This window comes from Dermabacter vaginalis (assembly GCF_001678905.1).
GTDB lineage: Bacteria > Actinomycetota > Actinomycetes > Actinomycetales > Dermabacteraceae > Dermabacter > Dermabacter vaginalis.
In genome coordinates, this window is record NZ_CP012117.1 from 1,911,095 (window position 1) to 1,931,144 (window position 20,050).

Annotated in this window: 13 protein-coding genes and 2 tRNA genes; 4 read left to right on the forward strand and 11 right to left on the reverse strand. The window is 63.1% G+C overall.

Going from position 1 to position 20,050, the window contains the following annotated elements:
- The first annotated feature begins 1 nt into the window (after position 1).
- Both DAD186_RS08450 and DAD186_RS08455 read left to right on the forward strand, forming a co-directional pair.
- Positions 2-2,971 carry a 2Fe-2S iron-sulfur cluster-binding protein gene (locus tag DAD186_RS08450; RefSeq protein ID WP_065248814.1) on the forward strand — a complete coding sequence of 990 codons (2,970 nt, stop codon included), beginning with the start codon at positions 2-4 and terminating at the stop codon, positions 2,969-2,971.
- Entirely contained in the window at positions 2,964-3,578 is a 615-nt protein-coding gene (locus tag DAD186_RS08455; RefSeq protein ID WP_065248294.1) for a sarcosine oxidase subunit gamma, read from the forward strand. Before DAD186_RS08450 ends, DAD186_RS08455 begins: the two co-directional genes overlap by 8 nt.
- Before the next feature lie 32 nt (positions 3,579-3,610).
- Here the strand turns inward: DAD186_RS08455 and DAD186_RS08460 are convergent, their stop codons facing one another.
- From DAD186_RS08460 to DAD186_RS08490, 7 genes are all read right to left on the reverse strand, one after another.
- Complete coding sequence (locus DAD186_RS08460) at positions 3,611-3,955, reverse strand: chorismate mutase (RefSeq protein WP_065248295.1); 345 nt, start codon at positions 3,953-3,955, stop codon at positions 3,611-3,613.
- A gap of 52 nt (positions 3,956-4,007) precedes the next feature.
- Positions 4,008-5,312, reverse strand: a complete 1,305-nt coding sequence (gene clpX / locus DAD186_RS08465; protein WP_065248296.1) for an ATP-dependent Clp protease ATP-binding subunit ClpX — start codon at positions 5,310-5,312, stop codon at positions 4,008-4,010.
- 134 nt (positions 5,313-5,446) lie between these two features.
- Complete coding sequence (locus tag DAD186_RS08470) at positions 5,447-6,103, reverse strand: ATP-dependent Clp protease proteolytic subunit (RefSeq protein ID WP_065248297.1); 657 nt, start codon at positions 6,101-6,103, stop codon at positions 5,447-5,449.
- A gap of 28 nt (positions 6,104-6,131) precedes the next feature.
- Positions 6,132-6,716, reverse strand: coding sequence for an ATP-dependent Clp protease proteolytic subunit (locus DAD186_RS08475; RefSeq protein WP_065248815.1), 585 nt, complete (start codon positions 6,714-6,716; stop codon positions 6,132-6,134).
- Positions 6,717-6,853: 137 nt separating this feature from the next.
- The gene (locus DAD186_RS08480) at positions 6,854-8,101 is read right to left on the reverse strand and encodes an alpha-amylase family glycosyl hydrolase (protein ID WP_065248298.1); all 1,248 of its coding nucleotides are present in this window, start codon (positions 8,099-8,101) and stop codon (positions 6,854-6,856) included.
- A 101-nt stretch (positions 8,102-8,202) separates the two neighbouring features.
- Positions 8,203-9,717, reverse strand: a complete 1,515-nt coding sequence (gene tig / locus DAD186_RS08485) for a trigger factor (RefSeq protein WP_065248299.1) — start codon at positions 9,715-9,717, stop codon at positions 8,203-8,205.
- 74 nt (positions 9,718-9,791) lie between these two features.
- Positions 9,792-9,865: transfer RNA gene (locus tag DAD186_RS08490), tRNA-Pro, on the reverse strand.
- A 198-nt stretch (positions 9,866-10,063) separates the two neighbouring features.
- On the opposite strand from DAD186_RS08490, the gene DAD186_RS08495 reads away from it, so the two are divergent.
- Positions 10,064-10,137: transfer RNA gene (locus DAD186_RS08495), tRNA-Gly, on the forward strand.
- Positions 10,138-10,323: 186 nt separating this feature from the next.
- Complete coding sequence (locus tag DAD186_RS08500) at positions 10,324-10,779, forward strand: hypothetical protein (protein ID WP_065248300.1); 456 nt, start codon at positions 10,324-10,326, stop codon at positions 10,777-10,779.
- A gap of 159 nt (positions 10,780-10,938) precedes the next feature.
- On the opposite strand, the gene DAD186_RS08505 is transcribed toward DAD186_RS08500, so the two are convergent.
- Genes DAD186_RS08505 through DAD186_RS08520 form a run of 4 tightly spaced genes read right to left on the reverse strand, consistent with a single transcriptional unit; the run spans position 10,939 to position 20,041 of the window.
- Positions 10,939-11,556: a sortase gene (locus DAD186_RS08505; protein WP_065248301.1), complete on the reverse strand. Its 618-nt coding sequence runs from the start codon at positions 11,554-11,556 to the stop codon at positions 10,939-10,941.
- A gap of 4 nt (positions 11,557-11,560) precedes the next feature.
- Positions 11,561-18,013, reverse strand: a complete 6,453-nt coding sequence (locus DAD186_RS08510) for a prealbumin-like fold domain-containing protein (protein ID WP_065248302.1) — start codon at positions 18,011-18,013, stop codon at positions 11,561-11,563.
- Positions 18,006-19,133, reverse strand: coding sequence for a Cna B-type domain-containing protein (locus tag DAD186_RS08515; protein ID WP_065248303.1), 1,128 nt, complete (start codon positions 19,131-19,133; stop codon positions 18,006-18,008). The genes DAD186_RS08510 and DAD186_RS08515 overlap by 8 nt, the downstream gene beginning before the upstream one ends.
- Positions 19,130-20,041 carry a class C sortase gene (locus tag DAD186_RS08520; RefSeq protein WP_082991157.1) on the reverse strand — a complete coding sequence of 304 codons (912 nt, stop codon included), beginning with the start codon at positions 20,039-20,041 and terminating at the stop codon, positions 19,130-19,132. Before DAD186_RS08520 ends, DAD186_RS08515 begins: the two co-directional genes overlap by 4 nt.
- Between the last annotated feature and the right edge of the window lie 9 nt (positions 20,042-20,050).

Consider the following 20,050-nt stretch of genomic DNA (forward strand, 5'->3'; position numbering starts at 1 on the left):
CATGCGACTATCCCCCGAGCACTCCCCTCGGCACGGCCTCGCGAACAGCGACCCCTTCACTATCACGGTTGATGGTGTGGAGATCGAGGCTTTCGAAGGCGACACGGTTGCCTCGGCCCTGGTCGCCTCCGGGCGACTCCACACGGCCGAATCGATGTACCGCCACCGCCCACGAGGGATCCTCGCGGCGGGAATCGAAGAGCCGAACGGGCTCATCACGGTGCGCTCACGCGACGCGCACGATATCGACGAAACAATGCTCCCCGTCACAACGGTTCCGGCCACGCCCGGCCTCGAGACCCTTTTCGTTTCCGGCCAGGGCGCACTCGATCCGCGTCCCGATCCGGCACTCTACGACCACAAGCACCGCCACGTGGACGTGCTCATCGTGGGTGCGGGCCCCGCGGGCATTGCCGCTGCGCGCTCGGCCCTCGCGGGCCAGTGCAGGGTCGTGCTTATCGACGATCAGCCCGTACCCGGCGGCTCGCTTCTCTCGGCGCGCGATGTCGAGGTCGATGGCGTCAGCGGCCCCGAATGGGCACGCACCGAAATCGAGAAGCTCGAGAAGAACCGCGACTTCACGTACCTTCCGCGCACGAGCGCCTTCGGTTGCTACGACGCGAACTACGTGATCGCGGTCGAAAACCGCACCGATCACCTTCCACGTGCCAAGCGCCCCGGAGTGTCGCGCCAACGCATGTGGCAGTTTCGCGCCGCGGAGGTCATTCTTGCGACCGGCGCTCTCGAGCGGCCGCTCGTGTTCAAGAACAACGACCGCCCGGGTATCATGCTCGCCTCGGCCGTGAGCACCTACCTCAACCGCTACGGCGCCCTCCCCGGACGCCGTGCGGCGCTGTTCACCACCAACGATGCGGGCTATGAGAGCGCGCTCGACCTCGCGGCGGCCGGGGCGAAGGTCACCGCGATCATCGATGCACGGCGCCGCGTGCCCGAGCACTGCGAGAAAATCGCGCGTGAGGTCGGCGCGGCCCTCTACGCGGGCTCCGCCGTAGTCGATACCGACGCGGGCACGGGCGGGCTCCTGAGTGCTATCACCGTGCGCGGACTCGATACCAACGCCGAGCTCACGGGCGAAGCGGACCACATCGAGGTCGATCTCCTCGCCGTCTCAGGCGGATACAGCCCCACCGTTCACCTCCACACCCATCGCCAGGGAAAGACCACGTGGAACACGGATATCGCGGGCTTCGTGCCCGTCTCCCCCGTTGCCCACCAGCACCACGCGGGCGCCCTCACCGGCAAGTATGCGCTCGACGATGCCCTCGAGGCAGGCCACCGCGTGGGGATCGAGGCCCGCGAGGCCGCCGCCGAAGATAAGGGCTTCAACGCCGGGAAACTGAAGCGCGAGGTTGCCAAGGCAAGCGTCGGAACCGCACTGCCCCTTGACCGCTCCCCCGTGCGGCCCCTGTGGCTCGTGCCCGCTGAGGAGGGCGAGCCTGGCGAGTGGAACGAGCACTTCGTGGATCTCCAGCGTGACCAGGCCGTTGCCGAGATCATGCGCGCCTTTGGGGCGGGCATGCACAACATCGAACACATCAAGCGCTACACCTCGATCGGCACCGCCAACGACCAGGGCAAAACCTCGGGCGTGAACGCGATGGCGATTCTCGCGGCAGCGCTCGGTGAAGATGACCTCGAGAAGGTGGGGGTGTCGAACTATCGCGCCCCCTACTCTCCCGTGTCGTTCGCGGTCATTGCGGGCCGCGAGCGCGGCGACCTGTTCGATGCCGCGCGCATTACGTCGATCCACCCGTGGCACCTCGCCCACGGCGCAAAATTCGAGGACGTGGGCCAGTGGAAACGCCCCTGGTACTACCCTCAGGGTGCCGAGTCGATGGATGCGGCGGTGCGCCGCGAATGCGCGGCCGTGCGTGAATCCGTGGGTTTCATGGACGGCACAACGCTCGGCAAAATCGAGATTCGTGGCAAGGACGCGGCGGAATTCCTCGACCGCGTGTACACGAATTCGTTCCGCCTGCTCAAGGTGGGCATGGGGCGCTACGGCGTGATGTGCACGCCCGACGGCATGATCTTCGACGACGGCGTGACGATGAGGCTCGCGGAGGATCGCTTCCTCATGACCACCACCTCGTCCGGTGCTGCGAAGGTCCTCGACCATCTCGAGGAATATTCGCAAACGGAATGGCCCGAGCTCGACGTGACGTTCACGTCGGTCACGGAACAGTACGCGACGATCACGGTCGCCGGCCCGAAGTCGCGCGCCGTCATCGAAAAAGTGGTCCCGAACATCGATGTGTCCGCGAAGGGCTTCCCGTTCATGGCGTTTCGCGACACGACCCTCGAAAATGGGATCCCGGCGCGCGTGTGCCGCATCTCGTTCTCGGGAGAGCTCTGCTTCGAGATCAATGTTGAGGCCTACTACGGGCTCGCCGTGTGGGAGGCCGTTGAGGAGGCCGGGCGCGAATTTGGCATCCCTCCTTACGGCACGGAAACGATGCACGTGTTGCGCGCGGAAAAAGGCTTCATCATCGTGGGTCAGGACACGGACGGCACGGTCACGCCGCAGGATGCGGGCATGAGCTGGGTCGTGTCGAAAAAGAAAGAGGAGTTCCTCGGCAAACGTTCGTTTGCGAGGGCCCACACTGCGGCTGAGGATCGCCGTCATCTCGTGACGGTTCTGCCCGTGGACCGTCGGCTTCGCCTTCGCGAGGGTGCGCAGCTCGTTGAGAAGGGCACGGATCTCACGGTGCGCGATGCTGACGTGACAACCCCGCTCTTGCCCGGCAACGGGCAAATCGAGGACATCGGCTGGGTGACCTCGAGCTACGACTCGGTGGCGCTCGGCCGCACGTTTGGCCTCGCCCTCATTGAGCGCGGCCGCGAGCGCGAGGGCGAGATCATCTCGAGCCCCGTGGATGGCCGCCTCGTCGATGTAGAAATTGGGCCCCTGTGCCTGTTTGATCCGGAAGGAGAGCGCCGCGATGGCTAACGCTCAGTTGAAAGAATTCCGCGTCACGCCCGCCGCGCATCTCGCGGGTGAGATGGAGGCGGCACGCGTATCCGGAATGCGCTCGGTGCAACTCACGGAGCTCGACTCGCCGCTTCAGGTGGGGCTTCGCGCGAAGCCCGGAAGCGAAAGCGCGAGGGCGCTTGAGAGCGTGCTCGGCTTTGCGCTTCCCTCAAGGGTTGGCGAGGTCACGGGAAGGTCCGACGCCAGTCACGTTTTGTGGCTTTCGCCCGACGAATTCCTGTACGTCGATCCCTCCGATACGACTCAGGCAGCCGCGGCTGACCTCGAGGCCTCCCTCGAAGGATTGCCGGGGCACGCCGTGGATCTTTCCGCGAATCGCACCGTGTTTGAGCTTTCGGGCCGCGCCAGCGAGGAGCTTCTCGAGAAGGGCTGCAACGCGGATCTTCACCCGCGTGAGTTCCCCGCGGGTCGTGCGGTCGCGACCCAGCTCGCGCACGTGCCGATCCTTTTGCACCGCGTGGAACAGAATGTGTGGCGCCTCTACCCGCGCGCGAGCTTCGCCGATTTCGTGGCGCGCTGGATCATTGATGCGATGGCGGAGTACCGCCAAAGCGAGGTTTTCTAGCGCCCAGTGTGCACGCGTGCGAAGCGACGATATTAGTGTTCCGCCGCGATCTGCTCGTGGTGGCGGATCACCTCGGTCACGAGAAAATTGAGGAAGCGCTGCGTGAACACCGGGTCGAGCCCGGATTCTTCGGCGAGGCGGGTGAGGCGCTCGACCTGGTGCTTTTCACGATCCGGATCGCCAGCGGGAAGGCCGTGCTCGGCCTTGAGTGCCCCCACGGCCTTCGTGAACTTGAAGCGTTCAGCGAGCAGATGCACGAGAGCCGCATCAATGTTGTCAATCGATTGGCGGTGCTGGCCGAGGAGCTCGCGAGCGCGGGCGATGTGTTCGTCGGTGACGTGGGCGCCGGCGCTCGGCGTCGCGGGGGTATCGTTCATGCGCTAAGCCTTGCAGGCCGGGCGGCACGAGTAAAGCGTGTCGGCGAGAAAACTAGGCACTACGGCGGCGCTTCTTCTCGCCGGCCTCGCTCGAGTCAGCGCGCGTAAGCATGAGCGGCTCGCGGCCTTCGGTCACGACCGCCTCGGTGATCACGATTTTCACGACATCCTCGCGCGAGGGCACCTCGAACATGACCGGCTGGAGGATTTCCTCCATGATTGCGCGCAGCCCGCGCGCACCCGTGCCACGCTCAAGAGCGCGATCCGCAATGGCCTCGAGGGCGAGCGGTTCGAAATCGAGCTCGACCTCGTCGAGGGCAAACATCTTTTGGTATTGCTTCACGAGCGCGTTCTTCGGCTCGATGAGAATGCGCGTGAGGTCCTCGCGGTCGAGGTTCGTCACGGAGGTCAGCACGGGAAGGCGGCCAATGAATTCGGGGATGAGCCCGAACTTCAGGAGGTCCTCGGGAAGGAGCTTCGCGTAGATTTCCTGCTCGTCGAGCGGGGTGTGAAGCTGGCTGCCGAAGCCAATGCCGCGTTTTCCGGTGCGGTTGCTGATGATGTCCTCGATACCCGCGAAGGCGCCCGCGACAATGAACAGCACGTTGGTCGTGTCGATCTGGACGTAGTCCTGCTGCGGATGCTTGCGCCCGCCCTGCGGTGGCACAGCCGAGACGGTGCCCTCGAGGATCTTGAGTAGGCCCTGCTGCACGCCTTCGCCTGAGACGTCGCGCGTGATCGACGGGTTCTCCGCCTTGCGGCCAATCTTGTCGATCTCATCGATGTAGATGATGCCGCGCTCGGCGCGCTTGACGTCCCAGTCGGCGGCCTGGAGGAGTTTGAGAAGAACGTTCTCGACGTCCTCGCCCACGTAACCGGCCTCGGTGAGGGCGGTCGCATCGGCCATCGCGAACGGCACGTCGAGGAGCTTCGCGAGGGTCTGCGCGAGATACGTTTTTCCGCAGCCCGTGGGGCCCACGACGAGCACGTTCGACTTTGCGACCTCGACCTCGTCGATGTCCGTGCCAATACCCGAATCCTTCGTTTCACTCGCGCGCACGCGCTTGTAGTGGTTGTACACGGCAACCGAAAGGGCCCGCTTTGCGGTTTCCTGACCCACGATGTGAGTCTCGAGGAAGTCGAAAATCTCGTTGGGCTTCGGGAGCTCGAGCTCCTTGGCTTGCTCTTCCTTCTTCTCGGCAGCCTCGGTCTCCTCAGCGATGATCTCGTTGCACAGCTCGATGCATTCTTCGCAAATGTACACGTGGGGTCCGGAGATGAGCCGCTCAACCTGCTTTTGCGACTTTCCGCAGAACGAGCACTTGTAGATCTCGCTCGAATCACCAATCTGTGCCATGGAGGAGTCCTTCCCGGGGAAGTTTTCGGGCGCTTGCCACACTAGCCGCCGCGAGGCAACGAAACGGGGAGGCACACCCACGAGCGTGTGTCGCTGTGGCGCACCTCCCCGGCCGTATCGTGCGCGTATCGCGCTTACTGGCCGATCTGGGCCTGCTCGCTTCGGCGGGCGAGAACCTGGTCGATGAGGCCGTACTCGAGCGCGCCCTGTGCGGTGAGGATCTTGTCGCGCTCGATGTCGCGGTGGATCTCGCCGCGGTCGCGGCCCGAGTGGTGGGCGAGAGTATCCTCGAGCCACTCGCGCATGCGGAGAATTTCATTGGCTTGGATCTCGATATCGGAAGCCTGGCCGCCACCCTGGCCGCCCATGGCCGGTTGGTGGATGAGGATACGGGCGTTCGGGAGGGCAAGGCGCTTGCCGGGGGCCCCGGCCGCAAGCAACACCGCGGCAGCGGAAGCCGCCTGGCCGAGGCACACGGTCGTGACATCAGGCTTGATGTACTGCATCGTGTCGTAGATCGCGGTGAGCGCCGTGAACGACCCGCCGGGGCTGTTGATGTAGAGCGTGATGTCGCGGTCGGGATCCTGCGATTCAAGCACGAGCAGCTGCGCCATCACGTCGTCGGCGGAGGCGTCGTCCACCTGGACGCCAAGGAAGATGATGCGATCCTCGAACAGCTTCGCGTACGGGTCCTGGCGCTTGAAGCCGTAGGCTGTGCGCTCTTCGTAGGTGGGCAGCACGTAGCGTGCGCTCGGCATGTGGCCGGCCTTCATGGAGGGTTCGAAAGTCATGGGTGTACTCCTTTGAGGTTTCGCCGCGTCAGTTCTCGTCCATGCCGCCGTCGCCGGTCACGTCGCCGGCTGCGGAGACGATCCGGTCGATGAAGCCGTATTCGAGGGCTTCGGGGGCGGTGAACCAGTGGTCGCGGTCGCCATCGGCAATGATCTGCTCGACGCTCTTACCGGTCTGCTCGGCCGTGATCTCGGCCATCTGCTGCTTCATCGAGAGGATCAGATCAGCCTGGATCTTGATCTCCGAGGCGGTGCCACCAAGGCCACCGAGCGGCTGGTGCATGAGGATGCGCGTGTGGGGCGTCGCGAAACGTTTCCCGGGCGTGCCCGAGCTCAGCAGGAACTGGCCCATCGAGGCCGCCATGCCCATCGCGACCGTGACGACATCCGGCTTGATGTACTGCATCGTGTCGTAGATGGCCATGCCCGCGGTGATCGAACCGCCGGGGCTGTTGATGTAGAGGAAGATGTCCTTCTCCGGATCTTCCGCGGCGAGCAGGAGCAGCTTCGCGCAGATCGCGTTCGCGTTATCGTCGCGAACATCCGAACCGAGCCACACGATGCGCTCGCGCAGGAGCCGCTGGTACACGTTGTCATCGAGGCCAAGCGGCATTTCACCGGCCGCGTTCACGCTGTGCTGAGTCACGGTGCACTCCTTGTATCTTGAGGTTTCGTACCCCTCAACCTTAGCGACCGTGAGGGGGCTTGGCGGCCCTGTTCGCCAGGGGCGCAGTTCCGACGCTTGCCTCGCTACAGCTGCGGCTGGGACCACAGCACGTCGCCGCCGGCCTCACGGATGGTTGCGTGGGGGCTGTTCTCGAGGGTGATCTCCACGTCGAGGAAGCGCTCTCCCCCGTTTTCGTGGGCGCGATACGTCATTTTTTCATTCGCGATGTCGAGAACCTCGGTTCGGGCGGTCACGAGCCACGGGTGCGCGCGGCGCACGCCGATGAGGCCGGCGATCGCGTCGCGCATCGCGGGGCCCTCACCGAAGAAGTCACTCGGGGAATCGGGGAAGGCCTGGCGCACGTCGTCATCTCCCCCAACGCGTTCTTCCTTAATGCCGCGGAAGGCCTGTTCATCGCCGTAGTAGAGGGTTGGGGTGCCACCGAGCGTGTAGAGAATCGCGTGGGCCGTAAGCGCGCCGTCGGCGCCGAGCACGCTCGCGATGCGGCTCGTGTCGTGGTTGCCCACGAACGTGAGCGGTAGGAAATGTTCGAGGAACGTGTTGTGGCGGCCGAGGGTCCACTCAAGTTCGAAGAGGTTCTTCTGCTCGATGCTTGAATAGATCGCTTTCCACAGTTCGTACTCGGTCGCGGAATCCACGCCCGCTTCGCGCACAAATTCGGCGTAGTCGCCGTGGATGATCTCCGCGAAGAAGAATGCTTCGGGGAAGTCCCGGCGAAGGTCGGGGATGATCGCGCTCCAGAAGCTCGTGGGCACGGAGTAGGCGGCATCGAGGCGCCAGCCATCGATTCCCCGCTCGAGCCAGAAACGCATCACGTGGGCGATCCGCTCGTGCGCGGCAGCGCTTTCGTGATGGAAGCGGGCGAGCTCCCCGTGCCCTTCCCACACGCGGGGGGCCGGGCCACCGTCGGCCTCCATATCGATATCAAATTCGCGTTCGTTCGCGTTCGCGGCGGGGTTCTCGAGCTCGCGGCGGAGCGGCGCAAAGTCGGTCGAGACGTGCGAGAACACGCCGTCGAGAAGCACGCGGATCCCGCGCTTTTTGCACTCGGCAAGGAAGCGATCAAAGGCCGCGTCGTCACCGAGCCGCGGGTCGATTTTCAGGTATTCGAGCGTGTCGTAGCCGTGGGTTTTCGACTCAAAAATCGGGCCGAGCGCGATCCCGTTGAGACCGAGCTCTTGCACGTAGTCGAGCCAGCCGGTGAGGTGATCGAAGCCCCGTCCGGTGCGGGAATCGCCCTCGCGGATCGGGGCGTCGGTGAAGCCGAGCGGGTACACGTGCCACCACAGGGCGTGATCGATCCAAGCCATGACTATTCCTCCTTCGCGCGGCGCCGCGCGCTGTTAAAAGGGTAGCGGCCCCTCCTCCGCTTTCGCGAAGAGGGGCCGCGCCCTCAAGGGATGGTGCGAGACTACTTGTCTTCGCTCTTCTCCTCAGTCTTCTCGGCAGCCTTCTTGGTAGCGGCCTTCTTCGCCGGAGCCTTCTTGGCGGGGGCCTTCTTGGCGGCCGGCTTCTTCTCAGCGGTCTTCTTGTCCGCGGACTTCTTTTCGGTCGTCTTCTTCGCGGCGGGCTTCTTGGCAGCAGCCTTCTTGGCGGGCTTCTTCTCGCCCTCAGCCTTGGCATCCTCGTCGGCCGAGGAAGCGTCGGACTCCTCGCCCTTCGCAAGACCCAGGTCCAGAACCTTGCCCTCGGTCGACTTGACCGTCACCTCGGCGAGCACGTCGTCGAGAGCCTTCGAACGCTGCACCTCACCGAAGATTTGCTCGAGCTGACCGCCCTGCGCAACAGCCTGGAGGAACGTGTTCGGGTCCATGCCGTACTGCGCGGCCATCTGGGACATGAAGCTCATGAGGTCTTCCTGGCCCACCTCGACCTCGCGCGTCTCGAGGATCGCGTCGAGGAGGAACTGCGCACGGATTGCCTTGACCGTGTCGTCCTTGATTTCCTCGCCGTGCGGATCGTCGGCGTTCTTGCCCTCGTTCTCGAGGTGCGCCTCGATCTCATCCTTGACGAGCTGCTCGGGAACCTCGATCTCGATGTCCTCGAGGAGCTTCTCGATGAGCGCGTTGCGGGCGAGCGCCACGCGGTTACCCTCGGCGTCCTTCTCGGCCTGGGCCTTGAGGTCAGCCTTGAGCTCGTCGATCGTGTCGAACTCGGAAGCGAGCTCGGCGAACTCGTCGTCGGCCTCCGGAAGCTCGCGCACCTTCACGCTCTGCGCGGTGACGGTGATCTGTGCTTCCTCGCCGGCGCGGTCGCCACCGGCAAGCTTCGACGTGAAGGTCGTGGTCTCGCCAGCCGAAAGGCCAATGAGGGCCTCGTCGAGGCCGTCGAGCATGTTGCCCTCACCGATGTTGTAGGAGACGCCCTCGACGGTGTCGATCTGCTCGTCCTCGATCTTCGCGACCATGTCGATCGACACGAAGTCGCCGTCCTCAGCGGGGCGATCCACGCCCTTGAGGGTGCCGAAACGCTCGCGCAGCGCGGTGAGGCGCACGTCCACGGCGTCGTCGTCAACAGCCGGCTCTTCGATCTCGACTTCAATGTCACCGAAGGTGGGAAGTTCGATCTCGGGGCGCACATCCTGCTCGATCACGAAAACAAGGTTGCCCTCTTCCGAGCCGTCGAGGCCGGGAACTTCCGTGACCTCAACCTCGGGGCGGCCCGCCGGCTTGAGCTCGGTCTCGGCCGCAGCCTGCTGGTAGTAGCCCGGAAGCGCGTCATTCACGGCTTCCTGGATGATCGCGGGCTTACCGAAACGCTGCTCGATGAGCGACGTGGGAACCTTGCCCTTGCGGAAGCCGGGAAGCTGCACATCCTTGGCAATCTTCTTCGCGGCCTGATCGATCGCGGGCTTCAGTTCCTCGAAAGGAACCTCAACGTTGAGCTTCACGCGGGTGGCGCTCAGCTTCTCGACTGCAGTCTTCACGTGCAAGTCTCCTCGTAGTAGTTCTCGTATTTCAAAGTCGGTAACCGGGGCGCCGTGAGGCGGCCCCTGCGACGTCGGGATGACAGGATTTGAACCTGCGACCTTCCGCTCCCAAAGCGGACGCTCTACCAAGCTGAGCTACATCCCGGTGCTGCACCGGTCTTGGCCGTGCGGCCAGCGAAGGCCGATGGGGCAACCCCGCCAAGTTTACCCGCCTCCACCTGAGGGCGCTCGGGCATCACTCACGCGATGTGACGAGATACATGCGCGCCCCGGCCCGCACTCACCTTGGGGCATGGCCCAGTATGTGGCAAGATGGATCCCTGAAGCGCTTCGTGTGCTTCTCGCGGACGTAGCTCAATGGTAGAGCCTCAGTCTTCCAAACTGATTACGCGGGTTCGATTCCCGTCGTCCGCTCCACTCCCTTCTCGGATTGCATAGGGGTTGTGGGGGTTTCGCCCCCGTTCAGTGCGCGCACGACGCCCCCCACAACTCACCTTGCGCTATTTCCCCACAATCTCCGACTCTTTTACCAACATGAAGGGTTGACCGAGTTTTCGCACACCCACTACCGTGATAATGGAACTTATCTTAAGGGGTGCCAAGATGAAAAAACTCAACCCGCAACTCACCGCCGTGCGCGATGCGCGCCTTGGCCTCAAGCTCGCTGAACTCACCTTTAAGCGCGCACTTATCGACGCCGCGAAGGCCGGCGAAGCCCAAAGAGCAATCGGCCATGCCGCCGCTATTTCTCAGCCGGCCGTAGCTCAGCATTTAGCACACTCCGGGCACGTCCGGCCTGTCCCCCAGGGGTTCAGCGGCGCGGATCCTTTGGAAATCTGCCAGCGCTACTACCTTGGCCAGATCACTGAGGATCGGCTCTTTGATGAGCTCACTCGCTGGGAGTACATACCCGACCCCGAGCCCGAGCATCTGCTTGATGACGGCGCGAGTATTTCCGGCACATGGAATGATGTTCTCGTCGCCACGAACATGGACTACATCTCCGAAGAGCAGTACGCGCGACTGTTCGACATGATGGAGGACGATAGGCCGCACTAGCAGGCTTGGCCCGCTCTCGTTTCACTCGGGCCCCAACGAGGACTTCTCGAAAGCCTCCATTGCGCATTGCGCGGGACTTGGCTGCGTGTATTTGCTGGTGGCGTCGGCCCTGTTGCTGCCGCTTGCCCACCGGTTCTTCCGCTGGAAGTAAACCCGCACCTAGTTGTCGTTGAACACGGGGACGGCGGTCCCGCGAAGTACCCTGAATTCTTGCCCGCTGAACGTGTCGGCGAAGAGCGACACGTCCCACGGTTCGACCTTCTCGAGGATCTTCGCCTTCTCATCGCTTTTCACGGTTTCGATCGTGGCAACTTCGAAGGTGAACACTCTGCCGGTCACGTCGGTGATGGTGAACCGGTCACCGTCGGCCGTTTCGGTGAGCCGCCCGAGCTGCCCCGCGGTATTCGGCCCGCCGATGGTGAGTGTGCCGCGCTCAAGTATTCCGGAGTAGGCGCCGGGTCGGGGGCTTTCGGGGCGCCAGCTCGCGGCGATCGGGAGGCGCACGTCCAGGGAGGGGATCTCGAGGATTCCGACGTAGTCTCGGCCGTCAATGTTGATGACGGGGCTCGGCGTGCTTTCGCCTTCGGGAACGACGTTGGCGCTCGTGCGCTCTTCGGGGATCAGCGAATCGAGCTTGGCGAGGTCGCTGCGGGCGCTCTCGAGATCGCGGTTCTGCTGCACGTAGGCCCTTGCGACGAGGGCGATCGCGAGGATCGCGCCTGCGGCGAGGAGTACGCGCAGCAGAACCTTCGCTCTGGTGCGGGGTCTCGAGGTCACCTGTTTAGCGTACCGAACGCCTCCTCCAGTAGAGTCCGCCAAGCGCGCCCGCGATCAGGAGCCCCGCGAGGACGTAGCCGGGGCGGAAGCCGTCGCCGCCGGAATCGGGCAGCTCGTAATTCGGGAAGTTCTTGACCGTGACCACGGGAGCGGCAGCTCCCGCTTCGGGTTTGCTGATCTTCCGGAACTCGTCGCTCTTGGTGTAGCCCGCGGGTGCGGAAAGCTCCATCACCCAGTACGAGTCCTCTTTGAGCCCCGCGAGGTCGGCGTGACCGTTCTTATCGGTCGTCACGACCTTCAAGGGATAGTAGCGCGTCTCGCCGTCCTTGATGATCTGGTTTCTGAACGATTCGGGAAGCGTGGCTTTGACCTTGTCGCTCTCGGCTTTGTTCGGCGTGAGAAGACCGAAGGTCGCGCCTTCGAGCGGGGCGCATTCTGTGTCCGTGGTGCAGTTGCCGCCATCGAGCTTGCGGATTGACGCGGCCCACTGGCCGTTACGGTTCACCGCGGTGAACTCCGGATTTTCGGCTTTGCGGTAGGTGAACGTCGTGTGGTTGCCGGTCACGCGCGGCTCACTCTCGGGCACAGCCTGTTCAATGCGCGCAAGCTCGGAGCCGTCGCTCGCAGCAATCTCGACGAGGGTGTACTGAGCCCCCTCTTCCCACTGCCACGTGGTATCCGTGGGCTTCCAAGCCTTGGCCTTAGCGTCGTACTGATACGTCGAATCTGGGGAGAGAGGCAGCGCCTTGGATGCGGTTTCGCCCTTGGCAACGGTCCGCTCGACGAAGGCCACCTGGCGTTTCTCGTCGGCAAGCGCCTGCGCGAGGCCCTTGCCCTCGAGCTGCGCCGAGGTCAGCGCCTGCCCGGAATAGACGAGGAACTGGTAGGTCGAGTCACCCGCAGCCGCACGCGGCTCTCCTTTCTCATCGACGAGCGCTTTCGCGAGCGTGGGTGCCGGCGGGATGCGCACGCCCACCTTGAGCGGGATGGACGACAGCGTGAGGGTGCTGGATCCCGGGGCGAGGTACCGGTAGCCGAAGGTATTCCACGCAATCTCACCGGGCTTCGCATCGGCATCGTCGGGAATCTTCGAATCGAAGCTCACACGGAGGGTGCCGTTGCCGGGGATCACGCCCGCATCATCAGCAAGGCTGATGCGCATGGAGCGCATCTTGTTCATGGCATCCGGTTGAGCGAGCCACGCACCCGAAGCGGTCTTCCCGGCCCAATCCTCGTCGGTGAAATCCGTCTTCTCAGAAAAATCGATACTGTACTTCGACGGGTCAATCGCACGCAGGACCTTGCCGTCCTTGTCAACGAGCTCCACCTTGAGGTTCAGCTGGTCACCAAAGGCGGTCTTGAATTCACTCAAGCGCTCGGGCGCCGTCGCAAACGTGTAGTCGTCGCCTACCTGCGGAAGGTTGTTGATGAGCACCATCTTGTTGATGGAGTCGCTCTTCTTATTGGTCACGTTCATCTCGTAGCGGAATACCGAGTCCTTCGAGGGAAGCGTGATGTAGTTCGGTGAGCTCACCGATGTCGCATCGTTGTCCGCATCCGCCACTTCGACCACGCGTTCGATCGACGTGGTGAACAGGTCATCCGCGATTGGAATCCGAGCGACCGATTGTACGGAGGGCTGATCCTGGTATGTCTTGGGCGACGATTTCGGGCGGCCGAAGTTGTTGTAGTCAAGGTAGTTTTCGGCGGCCTTGACCGTCTGCTTCGTCACGGAGCCGTGCTCCACGGCCCGCGGATCCCAGCCCTTCGACAGAGGCGTCAGATAGCCGGTGTTGAACGCGACGCGATAATACTGCTTGGCGCTCGCCTTCCGCTTGCCGTTCACGACGAGCACGGCCTTACCACCGGGCTCAAGCGGCATCCCGGAGAACGCATTGCCGCCACCCGGAGGGCGCACGCCTTCGCTGTCAACGGGTGCGCGGACGTCGAGGCGCACGCCACCGCCCTCCGGCACCGAGCTGAGGGAAACATAGATCTGCGGGTGCAGGAAGTTGGCGGGGTACTTCAGGACCTGCGCCGGCCCATCGACGGTCAACGTAGTCGTGACCTCGTTGAAGTACGGAGCCGTATAGGTAATCTTCACCGATTTCTTGCCGTTGCCGTCGGTGCTCCATTTCCCGAAGGTGAAGAGCGTGGTGTCATAGCTGCCAGTGCTCTTCTTACCGTTGGCATCCTCGGTATGGAACTGCACGGAGCCGGTGAATTCGTAGTGCTCGTCAAGCACATCCGACATCACATAGTCGGAGATCGGCACCGGCGAATCGTTATGGCCGGTGACCGTCCACTCCAGGGTGTCTTCGTAGCCCGCGTACTCAGGCCCATCCACACGCTTGCCGAGCGCTGATTTCGCGGTGACCTGCTTGGTCACCCCGGGAACGAAGAGCTTGCGCTGCACGTCGACAGTGGACACGAGCCACTGCTCGCCGTCTTTGCCGTTCATGCCGAGCTTGGCGGCACCTGCACCGTCCACCACGTCGCGAGTACCGTCGTTCAGCGGGTTCTTTTTGAAGGCGTTGCTAGTAATCGTAACGTCCGGGTTGACGCTCATGGGGTTCGCGGTGCCGCCGTCGTGCGGCATACCCACCCAGTTGGTGGCGACTTTCGTGAGCTTGCTCTTGTCGTCCACCAGGGCGAAGTACCGGAACCCGAGGGTTTCGCCAGCGTTGAGGTAGTACTTCTGCTTGGCCTTGTCGTAGGAGAGGTTGGAGCCCTCACCAGAGTTGTCAATCTGGAAGGTCACCTTACGGGGATCATTCGGGTCAGTGCTCGCGTGAACGGTGCCGATCTTCGGTTTCGACGGGGAGCCGGAAACGGAAACCGGCACCTTGGAGGCGTCAGCCACCCAGTTCCAGGAATTCATTCGATCCTGTTCGGTGGGGAACACGAGGTTGTGAGAAGATCCGCTCACATATGACTTCGTTGCGTCAGATCCACCGAAGGTAAAGCCCTCGGGCAGCACGTCTTCGATGTCGTTGAGGTAGATGCGCGAGGAACCATCGTTGTGGAGCACGGCGTAGTACATCACGAACCCGCTCTGGTCCTCGTAGCCCGTGCGGCCTTCCTCGCTTTGGTCTACCTGCAGCACCTTGTCTTTCGGATTGGAGCTGCCGGAACAGGAGGTTCCGCCGCTGGGCGAAACTTTGCAGATCGAGGTAAAGGGTTTCGCAGTGCCGTAGGAACCGGTGGACGAGACGCCTTTTTGCAACGTGGCCTGAAGCCCGCTCTCGAGGTAGTGCGAAACCTGTGACTTCGCGTCCTTCACGTACCAGGTGTTGTACAGCGTCTCGGAGCTGTACGCCCCCACATACTCCTGCCACTGATCGCCTGCAGGGAAGGTAAGCGTCACGTACCAGTACACATTGCCGGTGACGCTGAGCTTCAGGTCCTCGCCCCACACGATGTACTGCTGCGCGTCATCAGCCTTCTGATCGACAGGGTTCGTGTTCGTGATGCTCCAGCTCTTGAGGCTGCCCTGCTCCACCTTCACCGAGTTCTGCGTGGGGAACTCAATCTTCACGTTCGCCTTTGACCAGGGGCTGCCCTTGAGGCTCTTCGGCAGGGCGTCGTAGATGTCCTTGCCGGTAACGGTATACGGCTGCTCGCCGAACTGCGAGAGGCTCACCCGGTAGGTGACTGTCTCGCCGTCGGAGATCTTGCTTTGCTGCACCGTTGCGTCGTCGCTCAGGTTGTTGACGTTCTTCTTGTCCGTCACGATGCGCTTGTCAGAGCCGAGCTTCGAGATATTGAACGTCTTCGAATCGCTGGCCTGGAAGTCGCGGTGCCCCCCACGTCCAACGTTGATCACGTCGTCGCGTTTCGCCCCTGCGTTCTTGTACCCCGCGACTTTCGGATCGGTGACCGCCTTGTAGCGCACGGAAATCACCGACGGGTTCTGGAAGTCCTGCGAGGCGATGTACCAGTAGGTGTTGGTCTGGATTCCCTTGTCGCCAAGGTCCGTGATCTTGACGCGATCGGCCACGAAGATCTTCCCCGTCGTGCGTCCGCCGGCTTTCTCCTCGGCGCGGAGCCGCACGCCTTTATAGGTACCTGTCTTGTTCAGCACGTAGTACTGGGTGCCCTCCACCTCCATGGTGGGCAAGCCCCGACCCGCAAGCGCCTTGTTCAGATCGACCTCTGCCAGCAGCACCTGGGCACCGGTGAGATCGTCGATGAGGGGCACCGAATCGTACGTCGCCTGCCCGCCCTTACGTTCGAGCGTCAAGGAGTAGTCCACGACGGTGCCAGCGGGAATCTCGGTGCCATTACTGGTCACTTCGCTACCGTGCACGAACGCATGCTTGGAGAGCTCGATCGAGTTCTCAATCTTCGCGGCGTCCGGCACATCCTTGCCGAGGTGCACGGTGTTCGTCGCATCCTCAGAGGTGAGATCGCCCGCCATGAAGTGATCCTTGACGGTGGCCTTCACCACGCGCTGGATGTTTTCGCCACCGTTGATCGTGCCGTTCGGCAGGGCCCAGGTGAGGGTGTAGGTGGTTTTCGGCGTGACGATCAATGTCCCGAGCGCCTTCGAGAGCGCCGCTTCCGTCGCTTGTACTGAGGTGGCGGCGGCGCCGTCGCGCTTGACGGCGAGTGTGCCGTCGGCTTTCTTCTTCACCGTAAAGTTATGGTTCTGGGACCCGACGCAGTCTTCCGACGTCTGCGCCGACGGGGTGACGCTACCCCCCGACGTGCCAGTTCTGCCTGCGACGGTGGCCGTGCACACTTCTACATTCTTGATGTCGATGGTGAGGGCGTCGCCACCGTCGGCTTTGAACATCTCGACCATCTGCGCGGGCGTCACGTAAAACGCCTTCGGGAGGGCGTCGACGATTTTGCCCTCGTCTTCGCGACCCTCGTTGACTTTCCAGGGCGCGGTGCCCTGGTTTTCAGCAGTGATGGTGAAGTCGATGGGGTCACCGCGGAAGTACTGCTTCTTGCTGTCGTGCGACTTTGAGACTTTGGGCTCGACGCCCTTTGCGCGGATCGAGGCCGGCGCGTCAGCCTTGGTCGCCCTCTCGGCACTGTGACGGTATTTCGTCGTCACGTCCAGGTGGTTGGCGATCTCTGCCTTGAACGAGCTATCCGGAGCCTGATCGCCACTCTTCACGAGCACGTTGTCCGCGAACTTCACGCGAAATGCGGGGCCGTCGACCCTCGTAGTGGGGGTGGTGGGCGCATGCGGCATCGTGATGGTGATGGTACGGAAATCTTTCGAGAATTCGTACCTGAATTTGCCGTTTTCGTTGTGATCGCCGGGGTTATACACCGTGAGCACGGGCGTACCGCCCGCGACGAGGGTATTGAAGTACGCATACCCATTGCTCTGGCCGGGGTATTCGGTAGTAAACCAATCGAATCCTGTGCCATTGGACTTCTGGCCACCACTGAGTTTGGAACCCAGCTTCTTCACGATGTCGGGGTTGATCTCAAAGCCTTCGGGAACGGTGAAGGTGTCTTTGTACACCATCTCCACGGCAGGATCTTCGCCCACATCGCCCTTCCAGGCGCCCTTCTCGTCAACGTTCCCGGCGAGAGTCGCGTCATCACGCTCGTTGTGGATGAGGTAGCGAAGGTTGTGGATGTAGTATCGGCCGGTCTTCGCGTCGTACGCCAAACTTGGATCGGTAGTGTCACCCCACGTTTCCTTCGTGGTGCCGTTCGCGGCTTGTGTGGAATCGAGCAGCACCTTCTTCGCGTTGTACTCGGTTCGATCCACGCCCCACGTCGCTTGATGCACGCCGCACTCGGGAGTGCTTGCCTTCGTACCGCGCGCCTTGAGCTGCTCGGACGTCAGTTCTTCCACCCACGACTTGAGGGTGCCTCCCGCGGATTTCGCGGGATACACGGCTTGCACATCGAGCGCGAACGTTTCGCCAACCTGGGCAGCGGGCACCTCGATGTAGTACACGAGTCCGTTACCGTTGGCTTTCTTCAGCGTGTACTTATTCTTTTGCGCTTCACGCTGCTGGTAGTAGGTTTCGCCAACCTCGAGCTTGGTCTTGGAGTCGCCCGCAACGAGATATGGGAGCTCAGTTTCGCCCTGCTTCGCATTCGCAAACTCAAAGTAGATGCGGAACGTGCGGTCGTCGTTCGCGGTCGTGTTCGAGATGCCGAAACGCTGCCCGTAGCCCTCGCCGCTCCAACGCTGCGAGACCTTCTTGACGATGGCGTCGGTCTTGATCGTCTCTTCGTTCTCGGCGCCCTCGCGCTGATCGATGACCTCGATGGAAATGTCGCCGTCGGTGAGGTTGTGCATCACGGCGCCGCTTCCGGCGGTGCACTCCCCCATGCCAACGGCGTCAGCGTTTGCTCCGTCCACGGAGAACGACGGCTGCGTGAGCCCGAGCATGGTGAGCATGAGGGTACATGCCGCAAGGAAGGCGGTGATGGAGCGCCATGTGCTGCGCTGCTCTGCTTGGTGTCGCGCGTTAGTCATTGTGCGCTCCCTTCCATGCGGTGCGTGCTCGCTGAGGGCGCGGTGCGCTCAGGGCGAGCATGGTGATGCCGAGAGCGCCAAGAAGTGCGGCGCTCAGCCAGTAGCTGTTGGCGTTGAAGCCGGTGCGGGGCAGCGGCGTCTTCTTCGGCGTGGGGGTGGGGGTTGGTGTCGGTTCCGGCGTCGTGGAGGGCGTCGGTTCCGGGGTGGGGGTGGGCGTTTCACCGGGCGTGAGCGTGTTCGTGATAATGAACGTCGCGCCTTCGCGGGTGTTGGTCACGGTGTAGGCGAGGCCGTCGAGTTGTTCCACGGCGGTCCATTCGGCACCGCTTTCGTCGCTCCACGCGTAGCTCCAGTTGTTCGCGGCATTGAGCGTCACGGTTTCGGCTCGCACACCGTTTTTGAAGAGGTCCACGGTGATGCTCGCGGGGCGCTGCTGTTCGGCGCCTCGGTCGCTCCAGTGCTTGACCACGCGGTAGTCGCGTGGGCGGGGCTTCGTGGTCGCGTTGAACTTGGGCTTCACCACGACGTCGTAGGTGATGTGGCCTTCGGTATTGCGTGCGGGGATCGACACGATCGCGGGGGTGAAGGAGAGGGTTTCGATCCCGCGCGCCGTTTCGCGAACGCGGTCGTTGAGCACCACGAGGTACACGCCGGGCTTGAGGTGTTCAGCGCGGAACGTTCCAGCTTGATCGGTTGCGCCGGCAGCGTCGGCGGACTTGCCGGAGGTGGTCACGTAGTCCGCGAGGGTGCGGGCGAGGGTGGCCCAAGTCCCTTGGGTGAGGTCTCCGGTTCCGACGGTGTCTGCCCAGGCGGTGCGCTCGAGAAGCGCGGCGTAGCCGGGTGCGGCGGGGAGGCCGCGTTTCGCCTCGGCAACGCGATAGGCCGACGCATGCACGCCCTCAATCGCTTCCCCATTCGCGCGGTGCAGCTCGAGGGTGAGGGAGGAGTCGCGGGTTTCATCTACCTGGCCGAGGTCGATGGCGGCGTTGCCACCGTCGGCATGGGCGGGCGCGGTGAGGGGTGCTAGAGCGAGCACGAGCGCAAGGGCGAGGAGCCCAAGGGCGCTGAGGCGCGCGAAGCGTGAGGCGGCGCCGTGTGTGGCGCGCTGGAGGATGGTCATGAGGCGTTCCCCTCGTGTGAGGTCGTGGCGCGGGTGCGCTTGCGGCGTGAGTGCATCACGTAGAGCGCGCCCAGGCAGATGAGGACTGGGACGGACACGAACATGGACACGAGCACGGGGTCCATGCGCACGGCGTCCGCGGGAAGGTATTGGGATTCGACGTAGTCCACTCGGTGGCCGCGCACGAGGAGCCGATGCGTGTTGATCGCGTACGGCGTGCACGTGATGAGGGTGACGTAGTCTTGCCCGTCGATGATTTCGAGGTCGTGAACTTCGTGTGGTTCGACGATGCGGATCTGGTCGACTTGGTAGGCGAGGTTGCGGTCGAGTACGTGGAGCACGAACACGTCGCCCTCGCTCACTTTGTCGAGGTTGGTGAAAAGTGTGGAGGTGGGAAGGCCGCGGTGGCCGGAGAGTGCCACGTGGGTTCCTTCGCCGCCCGCGGGGAGGGAGGAACCGGGGATGTGACCCACGCCGGCTTGGAGAACGGAGTCCTCAACGGTGTGGTAGATCGGCAGGTCAACGCCGATCTTGGGGATTTCGATGTGGCCCATCATGCCCGTGCCTGCGGGGTTGAGCAGCGAGTTGTACTCGGCGAGCTGGTCGTTGCTCAAGTGGAAACCCGCGGTGGATTCACTGAGTTCCTGGTTGTAGGTGTCAACGTCACGCCAGATTTGCGTGAAGTCGTCCGCGCTCATGTGCGCCACGGTGTCGTCGTAGCGCGCGATCGCACGGCCCTGGTTGAGGGAGTTCCAGTAGTCGCTGATGGGTGGGTAGAGCAGAATGCCGAGCCCAAGAAGGAAAACGCCTGCGAGAAGAAGATCAGGCCAGCGCTTTCGCTTCTTGGGTGCGCGGGATTCCCGCCCGGCAGGTGCCGGGCGGGAATCCTGAGCGACATTCTCACTCATGCGCAATGA